Source organism: Microbispora cellulosiformans (assembly GCF_008728085.1).
GTDB classification, from domain to species: Bacteria; Actinomycetota; Actinomycetes; order Streptosporangiales; family Streptosporangiaceae; genus Microbispora; species Microbispora amethystogenes.
This window is the reverse complement of sequence record NZ_VYTZ01000004.1, coordinates 96,196-111,652: the sequence shown is the minus strand read 5'-3', so window position 1 is coordinate 111,652 and position 15,457 is coordinate 96,196. Positions and strand designations below refer to the sequence as shown.

17 protein-coding genes, 2 tRNA genes and 1 other RNA gene are annotated in these 15,457 nt (G+C 71.3%); 14 read left to right on the top strand and 6 right to left on the bottom strand.

What is annotated here, in order from left to right; genetic code table 11:
• Positions 1-133 precede the first annotated feature (133 nt).
• The 4 genes from F5972_RS11600 (at position 134) to F5972_RS11585 (ending at position 1,803) form a co-directional block, all read left to right on the top strand.
• Positions 134-622 (top strand): tRNA adenosine deaminase-associated protein, encoded by a 489-nt coding sequence (locus F5972_RS11600; protein ID WP_117408420.1) that lies wholly within the window; start codon positions 134-136, stop codon positions 620-622.
• Between the two features lie 15 nt (positions 623-637).
• Positions 638-1,120 carry a tRNA adenosine deaminase-associated protein gene (locus F5972_RS11595; RefSeq protein ID WP_117408388.1) on the top strand — a complete coding sequence of 161 codons (483 nt, stop codon included), beginning with the start codon at positions 638-640 and terminating at the stop codon, positions 1,118-1,120.
• 32 nt (positions 1,121-1,152) lie between these two features.
• Positions 1,153-1,653 carry a nucleoside deaminase gene (locus tag F5972_RS11590; protein WP_150933917.1) on the top strand — a complete coding sequence of 167 codons (501 nt, stop codon included), beginning with the start codon at positions 1,153-1,155 and terminating at the stop codon, positions 1,651-1,653.
• 62 nt (positions 1,654-1,715) lie between these two features.
• A tRNA-Ser gene (locus F5972_RS11585) sits at positions 1,716-1,803 on the top strand.
• Between the two features lie 73 nt (positions 1,804-1,876).
• Here F5972_RS11585 and F5972_RS11580 read toward each other — a convergent pair.
• Together F5972_RS11580 and ypfJ are read right to left on the bottom strand one after the other, a co-directional pair.
• Positions 1,877-2,173, bottom strand: a complete 297-nt coding sequence (locus F5972_RS11580; RefSeq protein ID WP_150933483.1) for a type II toxin-antitoxin system VapB family antitoxin — start codon at positions 2,171-2,173, stop codon at positions 1,877-1,879.
• 78 nt (positions 2,174-2,251) lie between these two features.
• Positions 2,252-3,112: a KPN_02809 family neutral zinc metallopeptidase gene (gene ypfJ, locus F5972_RS11575; RefSeq protein WP_150933482.1), complete on the bottom strand. Its 861-nt coding sequence runs from the start codon at positions 3,110-3,112 to the stop codon at positions 2,252-2,254.
• A gap of 137 nt (positions 3,113-3,249) precedes the next feature.
• On the opposite strand from ypfJ, the gene F5972_RS11570 reads away from it, so the two are divergent.
• Positions 3,250-4,827, top strand: a complete 1,578-nt coding sequence (locus F5972_RS11570) for a dolichyl-phosphate-mannose--protein mannosyltransferase (protein WP_225311380.1) — start codon at positions 3,250-3,252, stop codon at positions 4,825-4,827.
• Between the two features lie 99 nt (positions 4,828-4,926).
• On the opposite strand, the gene F5972_RS11565 is transcribed toward F5972_RS11570, so the two are convergent.
• Positions 4,927-5,012, bottom strand: a tRNA-Ser gene (locus tag F5972_RS11565).
• Positions 5,013-5,097: 85 nt separating this feature from the next.
• On the opposite strand from F5972_RS11565, the gene ffs reads away from it, so the two are divergent.
• From ffs to F5972_RS11520, 9 genes are all read left to right on the top strand, one after another.
• Positions 5,098-5,193: signal recognition particle sRNA small type (gene ffs, locus F5972_RS11560), an RNA gene on the top strand.
• Positions 5,194-5,235: 42 nt separating this feature from the next.
• On the top strand, positions 5,236-7,410 hold the full coding sequence (locus F5972_RS11555; protein ID WP_150933481.1) for a DNA polymerase III subunit gamma and tau: 2,175 nt from the start codon (positions 5,236-5,238) through the stop codon (positions 7,408-7,410).
• Between the two features lie 191 nt (positions 7,411-7,601).
• Positions 7,602-7,955 (top strand): YbaB/EbfC family nucleoid-associated protein, encoded by a 354-nt coding sequence (locus F5972_RS11550; protein ID WP_150933480.1) that lies wholly within the window; start codon positions 7,602-7,604, stop codon positions 7,953-7,955.
• A 3-nt stretch (positions 7,956-7,958) separates the two neighbouring features.
• A complete protein-coding gene (gene recR, locus F5972_RS11545; protein WP_150933479.1) occupies positions 7,959-8,558 on the top strand; it encodes a recombination mediator RecR in 600 nt (199 codons plus the stop codon).
• Positions 8,551-9,081 (top strand): DUF5063 domain-containing protein, encoded by a 531-nt coding sequence (locus F5972_RS11540; RefSeq protein WP_111697605.1) that lies wholly within the window; start codon positions 8,551-8,553, stop codon positions 9,079-9,081. Before recR ends, F5972_RS11540 begins: the two co-directional genes overlap by 8 nt.
• A 97-nt stretch (positions 9,082-9,178) precedes the next feature.
• Positions 9,179-10,453, top strand: a complete 1,275-nt coding sequence (locus tag F5972_RS11535) for an aspartate kinase (protein WP_150933478.1) — start codon at positions 9,179-9,181, stop codon at positions 10,451-10,453.
• Positions 10,450-11,517: an aspartate-semialdehyde dehydrogenase gene (locus F5972_RS11530; RefSeq protein ID WP_150933477.1), complete on the top strand. Its 1,068-nt coding sequence runs from the start codon at positions 10,450-10,452 to the stop codon at positions 11,515-11,517. The genes F5972_RS11535 and F5972_RS11530 overlap by 4 nt, the downstream gene beginning before the upstream one ends.
• Before the next feature lie 59 nt (positions 11,518-11,576).
• On the top strand, positions 11,577-12,224 hold the full coding sequence (locus tag F5972_RS11525; protein WP_225311379.1) for a TetR/AcrR family transcriptional regulator: 648 nt from the start codon (positions 11,577-11,579) through the stop codon (positions 12,222-12,224).
• Positions 12,225-12,337: 113 nt separating this feature from the next.
• On the top strand, positions 12,338-12,718 hold the full coding sequence (locus tag F5972_RS11520) for a YkvA family protein (RefSeq protein WP_150933475.1): 381 nt from the start codon (positions 12,338-12,340) through the stop codon (positions 12,716-12,718).
• Here F5972_RS11520 and F5972_RS11515 read toward each other — a convergent pair.
• The 3 genes from F5972_RS11515 to F5972_RS11505 all read right to left on the bottom strand — a co-directional run bounded on the left by F5972_RS11515 (position 12,715) and on the right by F5972_RS11505 (position 15,365).
• Positions 12,715-13,911, bottom strand: coding sequence for an amidohydrolase family protein (locus F5972_RS11515; protein ID WP_150933474.1), 1,197 nt, complete (start codon positions 13,909-13,911; stop codon positions 12,715-12,717). The genes F5972_RS11520 and F5972_RS11515 overlap by 4 nt on opposite strands.
• 69 nt (positions 13,912-13,980) lie before the next feature.
• Positions 13,981-14,832 (bottom strand): SURF1 family cytochrome oxidase biogenesis protein, encoded by an 852-nt coding sequence (locus F5972_RS11510; protein ID WP_150933473.1) that lies wholly within the window; start codon positions 14,830-14,832, stop codon positions 13,981-13,983.
• 65 nt (positions 14,833-14,897) lie between these two features.
• The gene (locus F5972_RS11505) at positions 14,898-15,365 is read right to left on the bottom strand and encodes a winged helix-turn-helix transcriptional regulator (protein WP_225311378.1); all 468 of its coding nucleotides are present in this window, start codon (positions 15,363-15,365) and stop codon (positions 14,898-14,900) included.
• Positions 15,366-15,457: the final 92 nt, after the last annotated feature.

Below are 15,457 nucleotides of genomic sequence, written 5' to 3'. Positions count from 1 at the left end.
CAAAAGTTACCGTCTCCGACGTCCTGCCTCGACGTCGCCTGACTCTTTGATCACGATTTGGCGTGAGCACCGTACGGCGGGACCCCGATTCTGCGACGATTCCGTGCGTGAGGACCGTGCGGTGGGGAAGACGATGACAGACGTGGACACTCTTGACTTCGCCATCGTTGTGTATCGGGAAGAGGACCGCTGGGAGGCCGAGATGCTCCCGGTGGCGCTCACCTCTGACCTGGACGGGCTCATTCACGCGCTGCGGCAGACGCCGAGCATGGGGACCACGATTGGCATGGTCGCCGTAGGGGATGACTTCTTCGTGGCGTTGCGGGTCTTCGGCGAGCAGGTCGACGTCTTCCTCTCGGATGTCACGGCCGCCTGGGAGTGGCCGCTGGCGCAGCAGGCCCTCGAGTACCTCGAGGTGCCGGTGCCCGAGGAGGAGGAGCTCGACAGCGTCCTTCCGGCCGGTGACCTGTCCATCTTCGCCGACCTCGGGCTCGACGAGATGGAGCTGGGCGCCCTGTCCGGCGACCTCGACCTGCTGCCCGACGAGGTGCTGTCGAGCATCGCCGCGCGGTTGGGCTTCTCCCAGCCCTTCGAACGCGCCGTCGACGCCGCCATCGGCTGACCTGGGGAGACGGCAATGCCCTCCAGATCCAACCTCTTCTCCGCCGGTTTCGCCCGCATCGACGGCCGCTGGGCCGGAGCCGAGGTCGACCTCGGCGAGGCCGAGATCGCCGACGACCTGGGCGACGCCCTGCAGGAGGCGCTCGGGCTCAACGGCGACGAGCTGGCCCTGCTCTGCGTGGAGGTCGAGGACGAGTGGTTCGCGATCATCCGTTACGAGGACGATCTCGATCCGCGCGTGTTCATCTCCGACGCGCACGCGGCGCAGCACGACCCGCTCGGCGAGATCTTCGCCGAGCTAGCCGGTGTGGTGGTGGACAAGGACACCCCCGATCTCGGCATCCGCCCGGTGGGCGACCTCGAACTGCTCGCCGACTTCTCGCTGAGCGCGGAGGAACTGCTGGAGCTCAGCATGGAGGAGGGCGTGCTGCCCGCCGACATCCTGTCTCTCATCGCCGAACGGCTCGGGTTCGCCGACGAGCTCGAACGCCTGCGGTGACCGGCCCGCCGCCGGGGCCGTACGACGCCGCCATGCGGCTGGCGCTGGCGGAGGCCGTACGGGCGGGTGAGCGCGGGGAGGTGCCGGTCGGTGCCGTGCTGCTCGGTCCCACGGCGGCCGGTGGTTTGCAGGCTGGTGGTTTGGGGGCTGGTGGTTCGGCGGCGGGCGATCGGGAACCGGGTCGCGTGCTCGCGGTGGCGGGCAACGATCGCGAGGCGAGCGGTGACCCCACCGCCCACGCCGAGGTGCTGGCCCTCCGAGCCGCCGCGGCCGTCCGGGGCGACTGGCGGCTGACCGGCTGCACCCTGGTCGTCACCCTGGAGCCCTGCACGATGTGCGCCGGCGCCGCCGTGCTCGCCCGGGTCGACCGGGTGGTGTACGGCGCGGTGGACGAGAAGGCGGGCGCGGCCGGCTCCCTGTGGGACGTCCTGCGGGACCGCAGGCTCAACCACCGGCCCGAGGTCGTCATGGGAGTGCTGGCCGGCGAGTGCGCGGCCGTGCTGAGCGGCTTCTTCTCCGATCGCCGCGCCTGATCGCGGGCCGTGGGGCGAAACGGGTGCGCGGGCAGTGGTGTTCGTCCGGTAAGCTGCTGCGCGGTGGAGTCGCCTAGTGGCCGAGGGCGCACGCCTCGAAAGCGTGTGTAGGGCAACCTACCGTGGGTTCAAATCCCACCTCCACCGCCACTGTCCTAGGACGCCGAAAGAGCCGCCGAACTGCGTGAACAGGTCGGCGGCTCTTCTCGTTGTGCGGGTGGCGTCAGTCCTGCAGCTCCAGCACGCGGGCGTGCAGCACGGAGCGCTGGTGCAGCGCGGCCCGCAGCGCGCGGTGCAGGCCGTCCTCCAGGTACAGCTCGCCCTGCCACTGCACCACGTGCGGGAACAGGTCGCCGTAGAAGGTCGAGTCCTTGCTGAGCAACGAGTGCAGGTCCAGCACCGCCTTCGTGGTGACCAGCGTGTCGAGCCGGACCTGCCGGGGCGGGATCCGCGCCCACTCTCGGGAGGACAGTCCGTGTTCCGGGTAGGGCCGTCCGTCGCCGACCAACTTAAAGATCACGCTATGTAGTTTAGGAGACGTGGCAAACGGAGCCGCCGCAGGCCGTGCGGCGGCCCCTGCATCGGCCTCACATGGGTCTCAGATGCTCCCGGAGAAGGTGTCGCAGCGTCCCGGGTCGCCCGACTCGTAGCCGTTCTTGAACCACTTGGTCCGCTGGGCCGACGTGCCGTGCGTGAACGCGTCCGGGTTGACCCTGCCCTGCGCCTGCTCCTGGATGTGGTCGTCGCCGACCGCCGCGGCGGCGTCGATCGCCTCCTTGATGTCGGCGTCGGTGAACTCCTCGGCGTAGAAGCCCGTGCTCACCGCGTTCTTCGCCCACACGCCCGCGTAGCAGTCCGCCTGCAGTTCGAGCCGTACGGAGCCGCTCTCCGCGCCCTGCTCCTGGCCGACCTTGTTCATCGTGCCGAGCAGGTCCTGCACGTGGTGGCCGTACTCGTGGGCGATCACGTACGCCTGCGCGAACGGGCCGCCCTTGGCCCCGAACCGCGACTGCAGCTCGTCGAAGAACGACAGGTCGAGGTAGACGTGCTTGTCGTTGGGGCAGTAGAAGGGGCCGACGGACGAGTCGGCCGCGCCGCATCCGGTCTGCACCCCGCCCGAGAACAACGTGGTCTTCGCCTTGGTGTAGCCCTGGACCTGGTCGCCCCAGTACTTCTGGATGCTGTTGACCACTCCCACGACCCGGCACTTCTCCGACTGGTCGGCGTCGGCGCCGCTCTTGCACTGGGAGCTCAGGTCGGTGGTCGGCTGAGCCCCGGTGGGCTCCTCCCCGCCGCCCGTGATGTTCCCGGGGTTGATGCCGAAGATCAGGGCCACGATGAGGGCGATGATGCCGGCGGCGCCGCCGCCGACGGCCAGGCCGCCACCCCGGAACCCGCCACCTCCGCCGACGTCCTCGACCTGCGAGGTGTCGAGTTGCGCTCGATCATCGAAATCCATCTGCGACGCTCCCGATGGCGTTGCCGTCACTGCCGTCACTCACTGCCGCACTGCGTTGCTCGACTGCGTTGCTCGCCGGGCCTACTGCCCCGCTTAGGAGTGATCATGCCTGACGCCGCGCGGGTTAGGATGCGCGCGTGCCCAGGAGCGCCGCACACCGGCTGGTGCCGCCGATGCCGGGCGGGCGCGACGGGCTCGGCCGGCTGGGCCGGCTCGGCTGGTTCGGTCCCCTGGCCGTGGCCGCGTTCGGGGGGTTCCTCCGGTTCGATCGTCTCGACGTGCCGCACGCCTTCGTCTTCGACGAGCTGTACTACGCCAAGGACGCCTACTCGCTGATCACGTACGGGGTCGAGCGGCAGTTCGCGGACGGCGCGGAGGAGACGATCCTGCGCGGCGGCAGGGACGTCTTCCGCGCCTGCGCCCAGCCGGAGGACTGCGCCGCCTACGTCGCCCATCCGCCGCTGGGCAAGTGGCTGATCGGCGCGGGGGAGTGGCTGTTCGGCCTGACGCCCTTCGGCTGGCGCTTCGCCGCCGCGCTCGCCGGAACGCTGAGCGTGCTGGTCCTGGCGCGGGTCGCCCGCCGGATGACCCGTTCGACGCTGCTCGGCTGTCTCGCGGGCCTGCTGCTGGCGCTGGACGGCCTGCACCTCGTGCTGTCGCGGTCCGCGCTGCTCGACGTCTTCCTCACGTTCTGGGTGCTCGCGGGCTTCGCCTGCCTGGTCGCCGACCGCGACGCCGCCCGTGCCCGCCTGGCGGAGTGGCACCGCACCTCGGCCCCGGAAGGACCCGGGCCCCGGGTCTGTCCGCGGCTCGGCCCCCGGCTCTGGCGGCTGGCCGCCGGGCTGTGCCTCGGGGCGGCGACGGCCACGAAGTGGACCGGCGTGCTCTTCATCGTGGCGTTCGCGGTGATGGCGTTCGCCTGGGACCGCGGCGCCAGGCGGGCCGCCGGGCTGCGCCGCCCGGGCCGGCAGGCGGCCCGCCTCGACCTGCCGCTCGTGCTCGCGTGGCTCTGCGCCGTCCCCGCCGTCGCGTACGTCGCGTCGTTCGCCGGATGGCTGGCCTCGGCCGGCGGCTACGGCCGCAACTGGGACCGCGCGAGCCAGAACGGCTGGGCCTACTTCGTCGTCGACTCGCTGCGGTCCCTGATCGACTACCAGAGCCAGGTGCTGGGTTTCCACCAGGGCCTGAGCGCCCACCACGACTACCAGTCGGACCCCTGGGGCTGGCCGCTGCTGTTACGCCCGGTCCTCTTCTACTACCGCTCGTCGGCCGACGCCTGCGGGACGCGCTCCTGCAGCCAGGCGATCCTCGGGACCGGCACCCCGGTCGTCTGGTACGCCGGACTGCTCGCGCTGCTCGCGACGGTGGTGTGGCACCTGACCACTCGCGACTGGCGGGCGGGGACCGTCGTGCTCGGCTACGCCGCGGGCTGGCTGCCGTGGTGCTACTTCGCGCTGGCCGACCACCGCACGACGTTCCTGTTCTACCTGCTGCCCGCGCTGCCGTTCCTGATCCTCGCGATCGTGCTCGCCTGCGGGCTCGTCCTCGGGCCGCCGGGCTCCTCGGCCGTACGGCGCTCCACGGGCGCGGCACTGGTGGGCGCGTTCGTCCTGCTGGCCCTGGCCGACTTCTGGTGGCTGTCCCCGGTCCTCACCGCCGTCCCCGTGCCGTACGACACCTGGCTGAGCCGCATGCTCCTGCGCAGCTGGATCTAGCCGGGTCCGGTCGACTGGGACCAGAACTGAGACCCCGAACGCGCGAAAGGCCCGGTTGGATGGACCGGGCCTTTCGCGTTCTTGCTGCTCAACCAAGCGCGGAGGATAGGAGATTCGAACTCCTGAGGGGTTGCCCCCAACACGCTTTCCAAGCGTGCGCCCTAGGCCAACTAGGCGAATCCTCCGTCGGACAGCTTAGCTCACTTCCGGTGTGGTTTCGACGTGTGATTCGACGTCCCGCGCACCCCCGCCGAGTGGCTAGACTGTCCAGCGGACCCCTCGCGCGGCGTCATCCTGTGAACCTCCCCAGGGCCGGAAGGCAGCAAGGATAAGCGGGCTCTGGCGGGTGTGCGAGGGGTCTCTCAGTTAGCGGGTACGCCGGCCGGGTCGACCCCCCGAGGAGGCGGCATGAGTCTTGCGCTGTACCGCAAGTACAGACCCGGGACGTTCGCCGAGGTCAAGGGGCAGGAACACGTCACCGACCCGCTGCGCCAGGCGTTGCGCAGCGGCCGGATCCACCACGCCTATCTCTTCAGCGGCCCGCGCGGCTGTGGCAAAACCTCCAGCGCGCGCATCCTCGCACGGTCCCTCAACTGCGAGCAGGGCCCGACGCCGGACCCCTGCGGCAAGTGCGAGTCCTGCGTGGCGCTGGCGCCCACCGGGCCCGGCCACCTCGACGTCATCGAGATCGACGCGGCGTCCCACGGCGGCGTCGACGACGCGCGTGATCTGCGCGAGCGGGCGTTCTTCGCCCCCGTCTCGGCGAGATTCAAGATCTACATCATCGACGAGGCCCACATGGTCACCCGTGAGGGCTTCAACGCGCTGCTGAAGCTGGTCGAGGAACCGCCGCCCCACCTCAAGTTCGTCTTCGCCACCACCGAGCCGGAGAAGGTCATCGGGACGATCAAGTCCCGCACCCACCACTATCCGTTCCGGCTGATGCCGCCCGCCACGCTGCGGCGGCTCATGGAGGAGATCCTCGAATCCGAGTCGGTGCCGTACGAGCCGGCCGCGTTACCGCTGGTCGTCCGGGCGGGCGCCGGGTCGGCCCGCGACACGCTGTCGATCCTCGACCAGCTTCTCGCGGGCGCGGACGAGGCCGGGATCACCTATCCGCGGGCCGTGTCCCTGCTCGGCTACACCGACGGCGACCTGCTGGACGAGGTGGTCGACGCGTTCGCCAAGCGGGACGGCGCGGCCGTGTTCCACGCGGTGCACCGGGTGATCGAGGGTGGCCACGACCCCCGCCGCTTCGCCACCGACCTGCTCGAACGCTTCCGCGACCTGGTGATCCTCTCCAACGTCCCCGAGGCCGCGGGCAGCGGCCTGCTCGACCGGCCGGCCGACGAGCTGGAGCGCCTCCAGGCTCAGGCGGCGTCCATGGGCCCCGCCGAGCTGACCCGGGCGGCGGAGGTCTTCAACGCCGGGCTGACCGAGATGCGCGGCGCGACCTCTCCCCGCCTGCTGCTGGAACTCGTGTGCGCCCGCGTGCTGCTGCCCGGGGCCGACCAGGGCGAGGCCGCGCTGCTGACCCGGCTCGAACGGCTGGAGCGCGGCGTCGTGGCCGGGACGCACGCCGCCGCCGCCGCCCCGCCGCCGGCCGCGCCTCCTGCCGCACCACCTCCCGCACCACCGGCAGCACCACCTGTGGCCTCACCCGCGGCGCCGTCCGCGGCACCGTCGGCGGCGCAGAGCCCGCGGCCACCGGCGGCCGCCCCCGCGAGGACCGGCGACGCCGACGACTGGCCCACTCCCGTACGGCCCGGCTCGGGGGCCGCTCCGCCGCCCGCGCAGGCCCAGGCCCAGGCGCCCTCGACGGGCGTGGTCCAGGGCGGCGGGCCGGTGCACCAGGCCTGGCCGCGGGTGCTGGAGGCGATCAGGAACCGGCAGAAGGTCGCCTGGATCATCCTCAATGCCCAGGGCAGGCTGCTCGGCGTCGAGGGCAACGTGGTGACCATCGGCTTCGAGAAGCCGGGCGACGTGCAGGGCTTCCTCAAGGGCAAGCGCGACGAGACGGTGGCCGCCGCCCTCGGCGAGGTGCTCGGCGGCGTCTGGCGCGTCGAGGTGGTCGTCGGCGGCTCGGGCCCGGGCCCGTCCGGCTCCGCCGCGCGCGGCCCGTCCGGCCCGCCCGCCCCCGCGGCGCCGGCCGCCCCGGTCGCGCCCACGGGATCGTCGATGGCCACGGCGCCCGCGGCGTCCACGGCGCCGTCACCGGCCGCCGCGCCTCCCAGTGCCGCCCCGACCGCTGCCCAGACCACCGCCCCGACCGGTGCCCAGCCCACGGCTCCGCCGGCCGGGAACGGCGGGGCGGGCACCGGCGGGACGACCGACGAGACCTGGCCGGACGCGCCGTCGGACGACTTCGACAGCCCGTCGCCCGGTCCGCCGTCGGGGGCGTCCGCGTTCGCCACCGCGAGACCGGCCGGGCGCTCCGCCGCGCCGGCGAGGCCGCGCCAGGCCTGGCCGGAGACGGTTCCCGGCCGCGGCGACGCGGGCGCGGACGTGAGCGAGCTGACCGGCATGGCCCTGATCCAGCACGAGCTCGGCGGCCGGATCATCGAGGAGATCGACCACTCCTGATCGGCCACTCCTGAGCGCCTCACCCGCGCGGGAGACGGATACCGCATGGACGGAGACTGGTGGGGTAACCGGTGTCCGTCCGCCGACGGCCCCGGGCGGAACACGCGTACCGGCTCCGGTGCGGAAACGGGGACGGACGCCGTAGGCTCGTCGCGACGAACACGTCGCTGGATGCTGAGGAGCGCACCATCGTGAATCCAGGAGATGTCAATCTCCAGCAGTTGCTGGAGCAGGCTCAGCTGATGCAGCAGCAGCTCGTCACCGCGCAGCAGGAGCTCAGCGACGCCGAGGTCGACGGGACCGCCGGCGGCGGGCTCGTCCGCGCCACCGTGAACGGCAGCGGCGAGCTGCTGGAACTCGAGATCAGCCCGGTCGCCATCGACACGAGCGACCCGGAGGAGAGCGCGCAGACGATCGCGGACCTGGTGCTCGCCGCCGTGCGGGACGCCGTACGCGCCGCGGCCGAGCTGCAGCAGGAGAAGCTGGGCCCGCTCGCGCAGGGTCTGGGGGGCGGCTTCGGCGGCGGTCAGCTGCCGGGGTTCTAGAGCATGTACGAAGGGGTCGTCCAGAATCTGATCGACGAGCTCGGGCTGCTGCCCGGCGTCGGTCCCAAGAGCGCGCAGCGGATCGCGTTCCACCTTCTCGCCGCCGACCCGGCCGACGTCAAACGGCTGGCGCACGCGCTGCTGGAGGTCAAGGAGAAGGTGCGCTTCTGCCGGGTTTGCGGAAACGTCGCCGCGGAAGAGGAATGCCGCATCTGCCGCGACCAGCGGCGTGACCCGCAGGTGATCTGCGTGGTCGAGGAACCGAAGGACGTGGTGGCGATCGAGAGGACCCGCGAGTTCCGCGGCCGCTACCACGTGCTCGGAGGAGCGATCAGCCCGATCGACGGTGTCGGGCCGGACGACCTGAAGATTCGCGAGTTGATGGTCCGGCTGGCCGACGGCCAGGTCACCGAGCTGATCCTCGCGACCGACCCGAACCTCGAAGGCGAGGCGACGGCCACCTATCTGGCCCGCCTCGTCAAACCTTTGGGGCTGAAGGTGACCCGACTGGCCAGCGGCCTGCCTGTGGGCGGTGATCTCGAGTACGCCGACGAGGTCACCCTGGGCCGCGCTTTCGAAGGACGGAGGCTGCTGGATGTCTGACGAGTGGAACGACCTGGCCGCACGCGTCGCCGGACACGCGCAGAACTACATCGACGGCCTGACCCGCCTGGCAGGCGGCGAGGGCGGCGACGCGACGCTGCCGCTGCTTCTGGTGGAGGTGGCCCAGGTCAGCCTCGCGGGCACCCAGCTCGGGGCCGCGCAGGACGTGATCCTGCAGGGGAACGTCGAGCCCGTGCTGAGCGAGGACCCCGACATCGACCCCCTCCGTACGGCGCTGGCCGCCCGGCTCGGGCCGGTGGACGACTACGCCGAGGTCTTCGACCCCTACAAGGACGACGCCGTCACGCCGTACCGGCTGTCGGACGACCTCGCGGCGGTGGCGGCCGACCTCATCCACGGGCTGCGCCACTATGGCGCGGGCCGTCCTCTCGAGGCGCTGTGGTGGTGGCAGTTCTCCTACTTCAACACGTGGGGCAACCACGCCGGTGCGGCGCTGCGGGCCCTGCAGTCGCTCGTCGCGCACGCCCGCCTCGACGTGGTCGAAGAAGGGACGACGGTCTGACCACGGTCTGACCGTCCACATGCTGGTCGCGTACGGTGGGCGTTTGGGACGCACAAGTACACTGTGAGCTCCACGTCCTGATTCGTTGGAGATTCCAGTGGCGCTCGTTGTGCAAAAGTACGGTGGTTCCTCCGTAGCCGACGCGTCCTGCATCAAGCGGGTCGCCCAGCGGATCGTGGCGACGAAAAAAGCGGGCAACGACGTCGTGGTGGTGGTCTCCGCGATGGGCGACACCACCGACGAACTGCTCGACCTGGCCCAGCAGGTGTCGCCGCTGCCGCCCGGCCGCGAGCTCGACATGCTGCTCACCTCGGGTGAGCGGATCTCGATGGCGCTGCTCGCGATGGCGATCGCCAACCTCGGTCACGAGGCGCGCAGCTTCACCGGCTCGCAGGCCGGCGTGATCACCGACTCGACGCATGGCAAGGCGCGCATCATCGACGTGACGCCGAGCCGCATCAGGGAGGCGGTCGACTCCGGCCAGATCGCGATCGTGGCCGGGTTCCAGGGGGTCTCCCAGGACAGCAAGGACATCACGACGCTCGGCCGGGGCGGCTCCGACACCACGGCCGTCGCTCTCGCGGCGGCGCTCGGCGCGGACGTCTGCGAGATCTACACCGACGTGGACGGCATCTACACGGCCGATCCCCGCATCGTCCGCACAGCACGGCAGATCCCGCGGATCTCCTACGAGGAGACGATGGAGATGGCCGCGTGCGGGGCCAAGATCCTGCACCTGCGCTGCGTGGAGTACGCCCGCAGGTTCAACCTGCCCATCCACGTCAGAAGCTCGTTCAGCACGAGGGAAGGCACCTGGGTCGTCTCCGACCCCTACAGCGAAGGGACCGAAGTGGAGCAGCCCATCATCTCCGGGGTGGCGCACGACCGGAGCGAGGCCAAGATCACTGTGGTCGGGGTGCCCGACAAGGTCGGCGAGGCCGCCGCCATCTTCCGCACGCTGGCGGACGCGGAGATCAACATCGACATGATCGTGCAGAACGTGTCGGCCGCCGCGACCGGGCGGACGGACATCTCCTTCACGCTGCCGGTGAACGACAGCCAGACGGCCCTCACCGCGCTGAAGAAGATCCAGAGTCAGGTCGCGTTCGAGTCGCTGCTGTACGACGACCAGATCGGCAAGGTGTCGCTCGTCGGCGCGGGCATGCGCTCGCACCCGGGCGTCACCGCCACGTTCTTCGGCGCGCTGGCCGACGCCGGAGTGAACATCGAGATGATCTCGACCTCGGAGATCCGCATCTCCGTCGTCGTGGGGCAGAACGAGGTGGACACCGCGGTCGCCGCCGCCCACCGCGCGTTCGACCTCGACTCCGACCAGGTCGAGGCCGTTGTGTACGGAGGTACCGGAAGATGAGCCGCAAGCCCGTTTTGGCCGTCGTCGGCGCGACCGGCGCCGTCGGCACGGTCATGCTCGACATCCTGACCAACCGCCGCGACCTGTCCGACGCGTACGGCGAGATCCGGCTGATCGCGTCCTCGCGTTCGGCGGGCAAGGTGCTGAGCGTGCGCGGTGAGGACGTCGTGGTCCAGGCGTTGTCGCCGGAGGCCTTCGACGGCGTCGACATCGCGATGTTCGACGTGCCGGACGAGGTGTCCGCCGAGTGGGCGCCGATCGCCGCCGAGCGCGGCGCGGTGGCCGTGGACAACTCCGGCGCCTTCCGAATGGACCCGGACGTGCCGCTCGTGGTGCCCGAGTGCAACCCCGAGCAGGCCCGCAACCGGCCCAAGGGGATCATCTCCAACCCCAACTGCACGACGCTGTCGATGATGGCCGCGATGGGCGCGCTGCACCGCGAGTACCGCCTGCGCGAGCTGGTCGTCGCCTCCTACCAGGCCGTCTCCGGCGCCGGAGTGGCCGGCCCCGAGCGGTTGTACGCCGAGATCGAGGCGGTCGCGGGCGACCGGACGATGGGCACGGTGGCCGGTGACGTGCGCAAGACCGTGCCCGACCTGGCCGAGTCTCCGTTCCCGGCTCCGCTGGCGCTCAACGTGGTGCCGCTGGCGGGCTCGATCCGGGGCGGCGGCTGGACGTCGGAGGAGCTGAAGGTCCGCAACGAGTCCCGCAAGATCCTCGGCATTCCGGACCTGCGGGTCTCCGCGACCTGCGTGCGCGTCCCCGTGGTGACCACCCACTCGCTCGCCGTCCACGCGACGTTCGAGCGGGAGGTGACCGTCGAGGGCGCCCGGGAGATCCTCGACGCCGCGCCGACCGTGGTGGTGCTGGACGACCCGGCCAACGGCGTGTTCCCCACGCCGGCGGACGTGGTGGGCACCGACCCGACCTACGTCGGCCGGATCCGGCAGGCGCTCGACTTCCCCAACACGCTCGACCTGTTCGTGTGCGGCGACAACCTCCGCAAGGGCGCCGCGCTGAACACCGCCGAGATCGCCGCGCTTGTCGCCACCGAGTTCGCCTGAGTCCTCCTGAGTTCGCCTGACCCCCGCTCCGCGCCCGGCCGCGCCGTACAGTGACGATCGTGGCCGAGAAGACACGGGAGCTCATCGTCGAGACGGCCCTCCGGCTGTTCCGGGAGCGGGGGTACGAGGCGACCACGATGCGTGCGATCGCCGCTGAGGCGGGCGTGTCGGTGGGCAACGCCTACTACTACTTCACGTCCAAGGAACAGCTGGTCCAGGCGTACTACGACCGCGCGCAGGCGACGCACGAGGCCGCCTGCCGCGAGGTGTTCGCCGCCGAGCGGTCCTTCGCCGGACGCCTCGGCGGCGTGCTGCGGGAGTGGGTGCGGATCTCCGAGCCGTACCACGAGTTCGCGGTGAAGTTCTTCAAGCACGCCGCCGAGCCGAGCAACCCGCTCAGCCCGTTCAGCGCCGAGTCGGCGCCCGCGCGGGAGTCGGCCATCGCGCTCTATCGGGAGGTCGTCGACGGGTCGGCCGGGCGCATGGACGACGAACTGCGTGAGGAGCTGCCCGAGCTGCTGTGGATGCTGTGGATGGGCGTCGTGCTGTTCTGGGTGCACGACTCCTCGCCCGGCTGCGCGCGCACCCACCGCCTCATCGACCGGGTCGTCCCGCTCGTCGACCGGCTGGTCGCCCTGTCGCACCTGCCCGGCATCAAGGGCGTGGCCAGGGAGGTCATCGAGGTGGTGCACGAGCTGCGGGCGTGACAGGAACCGGGCGGGCACGGCCGGACGTTAACGGGAGGACAGGGCGGGCAGTGTTCCTCAGCTGGTGTCCCGCAGCCGGTGCCCTGCACTGGTGTCCCCCGGGAGGTGTCCTCATGGTGAAGGCAGGACGTGCGGCGGCCACCTGGCGCGCCTACCGCGAGGTGTCCCGGCCGGGATCGCCCGGCGTCGGAGCGCGCCTCAAGGCCGTGCCCCGGATGATCCGCGCCGCCGTCAAGGGCGAGTATCACGGCCTGACTAAGGGCAAGCTGGCCATGCTCGGCATGGCCGTGGCGTACATCGTGTCCCCCATCGACGTGGTGCCCGACTTCCTTCTCGGCATCGGGATCGTCGACGACTTCGGCGTCCTGCTGTGGCTGGCGACCGCGCTGCTCGGCGAGAGCGGCCAGTTCGTCGACTGGGAGAACGGCGCCCGCTCCGTCCACACCGGGCCCACGCACACCGGGTCCGTGCACAAGGGTCGAGTGCGGCGCTAGAGCTGTTCCATCCGCAGCCAGGCCCGTGACGGCAGCGGATGGCCGAACAGGCGGGCGGCGTTGCCGTACGAGACCCGGGCGATGTCGGCCGGGGGCAGGCTGCCGAGGTTTCGGGCCACCGCGCGCTGGGTGTCCGGCCAGGTCGACTCGGCGCGCGGATAGCCGGTCTCCAGCAGGACATGCTCCATGCCGACGGCCAGCCGCACCGAGCTGAGCGCGCTGTCGTCGAGGGTGCCGAAGAAGAAGTTGCGCCGCAGCACCTCGCTGGGCTTCAGGCCGCCCTCCCAGGCCGGCTCGCCCGCGACGGGGTGGTCGAGCGCGTAGTCGGCCCGCTCGGCCAGCATCGGCAGCCAGCCCACGCCGCCCTCCACGATCAGGACGCGCAGCTTGGGGAAGCGCAGCGCGACCCCCGACCAGAGCCAGTCGGCGCAGGCGAACATCGCGCTGGCCGGGATCAGCGTGGTGATCGCCTCCACCGGGGTGTCGGGCGAGGGCACCGGCGCCCAGGAGGACGCCCCGGTGTGCAGGCAGACGACCGTTCCGGTCTCCTCGCAGGCGGCGAAGAACGGGTCCCAGTGCCGGCTGTGGATGGACGGCAGCCGCAGCCGGGTGGGGAACTCGGGGAACACGACGGCCTTGAAGCCGCGGGCGGCGTTCTCCCTGATCTCCTTGGCCGCGACCTCGGGGTCGGGCAGCCAGGGCAGCTGGAGCGCGATCATGCGCTCGGGGTAGCTGCCCGCCCACACGTCGACGTGCCAGTCGTTCCACGCCCGCACCAGCGCGAGCCCGAGGTCCTGGTCGCGGGTGCGGCCGAAGGCCACGCCCGCCTGGCTCGCCAGCATCCCGGGGAAGCAGAGGGCCGCCCAGATCCCGGCGCGGTCCATGTCACCGATGCGTTCCTCGATGTCGTGGCAGCCCGGCCGCATGTCGTCGAAGCGCACGGGGTCGAGGGTCCACTGCTCCTTGGGCAGGCCCGCCCCCACGTCGACCCCGGCGCAGGGATAGGTGGCGCCGCCGTACCGCCACACCTGGTGACCCGCCTCGGTCTCGACGACCTTGGGCGCGAGGTCCTTGTACTTCTCCGGGAGACGGCCCTCGAAAAGATCGGCCGGCTCGATCAGGTGATCGTCGACCGAAATGATCACGTAGTCCCGCCGCCTCGGCTCTGGGTCGGGATGCAGCGGCGTCGTCACGAGAGTAAACGGTAAAGCCAAGGGATAACACCGTACAAGCTGCAAGGTCTCCGGTTGGTATCCGTTCGCTCACCTTGCGGTGTCCCGGTCACTGGGTGTGATCACTGGGCTGATCACGCTGCGTGGCGCGTCCTCGGGGACGGTGTCCTCCCCGGTGTCCTCCCCGGTGTCCCCGGCCTCCCGCAGATCGCGGGCCTCTCGCCGGACGAGCAGGACCCAGCCGCCCACCGCGATCCCGATGAACAACCACCACTGCACGGCGTACGCGAGGTTGAGCCCGCCGCCGGCTCCCACGTCCGGCGCCGGCAGGAGCTCGGGGGAGGCACCGGCCGGCGGGCGCTGGTCGGTCAGCTCGACGAAGCCGCCGTAGACCGGGTACGGCAGGCCCCTGGCCACCGAGGACGTGTCGATCAGCAGGATCTGACCGGCGGGCAGCCCGGCCCGGACCCTGATCCCGCTGTTCTCCCGTGTCTCGGCCGGGCGCAGCCGCCCGGTCACCGTCACCTCTCCGGCGGGCGGCGCGGGCACCCGCGGCGGCGCGTCCGCGGTCGCGCCGGCCGGGACCCAGCCCCGGTTCACCAGTACGGCGCCGCCGGGGGTCACGAGCGGGGTGACCACGTAGAACCCGACCCGGGCGTTGAGGGTGCGGCGGCGCACCACGAGTTCGTGCGCGGGGTCGTACCGCCCGGTCGCGGTGACGAGACGGTGCCCGTCCTTCTCCGGTACGGCCCCGCCGGGCCGGTCGAGCCGGTCGATCGGCACGGGCGCGGCGGCGAGGTTGGCGGTGATCCTGGTGCTTCTGGCCGAGTTCTCCTCGAACCGCCCCCACTGCCACTTCCCCAGGAAGAAGAAGGCGGGGATCAGCGCGAGCACGAGCAGGTGCAGCCCGACCCAGCGGCGTGTGAGGAGGAACCGGTACACGTGACCAGCCTAGGCAGCCCCACGGGTGGTCCGTATGTCAGGCGCCGGTAAGTCAGGCTGCGTGGTCAGGCGGGGGCGCCGAGCCGGGCGCCGGGACCGGGGCGGGGGGTCGTCTCCCGGGGCCCGCCGACCTCGTGGCCGTCCGCGCACAGCAGCCGCAGCGCGACCGGCGCGCCGCAGTCGCGGTGGGTCACCACGACCGGCGGCCCCGCGGAGTCGGCGAGGTAGCGGTCGCCCCAGTGCATCAGGGCGATCAGGATCGGGTAGAGGTCGAGCCCCTTCTGGGTGAGCCGGTACTCGTCGCGCTGGCGCTGGCCGGGCTCCTGGTAGGGCACCTTGCGCAGCAGTCCCTCGTCCACGAGGCGGGACAGCCGGGCGCTGAGCACCTGCCGGGGCGCCCCCGTACGCGCCTGGAGATCGGCGAACCGCCGGACGCCGTTGAACGCCTCGCGCAGCACCAGGAGCGTCCACTTCTCGCCGAGCACGGCGAGGGTTCGCTCGATGGAGCAGTTGTCCACCCGATAACGCCGCATGTCACGCATCGTATGCACAAACCCCTTCCGCTCTGCCACAATCGAATCCGAAGCCACTCCCGCATTTGCAGAACAAGGTTCTGTTGGTTCAC

Excerpts from the sequence above, each read along its gene's own strand:
- F5972_RS11600 (WP_117408420.1), top strand. The coding sequence starts at position 134 with ATGACAGACGTGGACACTCTTGACTTCGCCATCGTTGTGTATCGGGAA.
- F5972_RS11595 (WP_117408388.1), top strand. The coding sequence starts at position 638 with ATGCCCTCCAGATCCAACCTCTTCTCCGCCGGTTTCGCCCGCATCGAC.
- F5972_RS11590 (WP_150933917.1), top strand. The coding sequence starts at position 1,153 with ATGCGGCTGGCGCTGGCGGAGGCCGTACGGGCGGGTGAGCGCGGGGAG.
- ypfJ (WP_150933482.1), bottom strand. The coding sequence starts at position 3,112 with ATGGATTTCGATGATCGAGCGCAACTCGACACCTCGCAGGTCGAGGAC.
- F5972_RS11555 (WP_150933481.1), top strand. The coding sequence starts at position 5,236 with ATGAGTCTTGCGCTGTACCGCAAGTACAGACCCGGGACGTTCGCCGAG.
- recR (WP_150933479.1), top strand. The coding sequence starts at position 7,959 with ATGTACGAAGGGGTCGTCCAGAATCTGATCGACGAGCTCGGGCTGCTG.
- F5972_RS11540 (WP_111697605.1), top strand. The coding sequence starts at position 8,551 with ATGTCTGACGAGTGGAACGACCTGGCCGCACGCGTCGCCGGACACGCG.
- F5972_RS11530 (WP_150933477.1), top strand. The coding sequence starts at position 10,450 with ATGAGCCGCAAGCCCGTTTTGGCCGTCGTCGGCGCGACCGGCGCCGTC.
- F5972_RS11520 (WP_150933475.1), top strand. The coding sequence starts at position 12,338 with ATGGTGAAGGCAGGACGTGCGGCGGCCACCTGGCGCGCCTACCGCGAG.
- F5972_RS11505 (WP_225311378.1), bottom strand. The coding sequence starts at position 15,365 with ATGCGGCGTTATCGGGTGGACAACTGCTCCATCGAGCGAACCCTCGCC.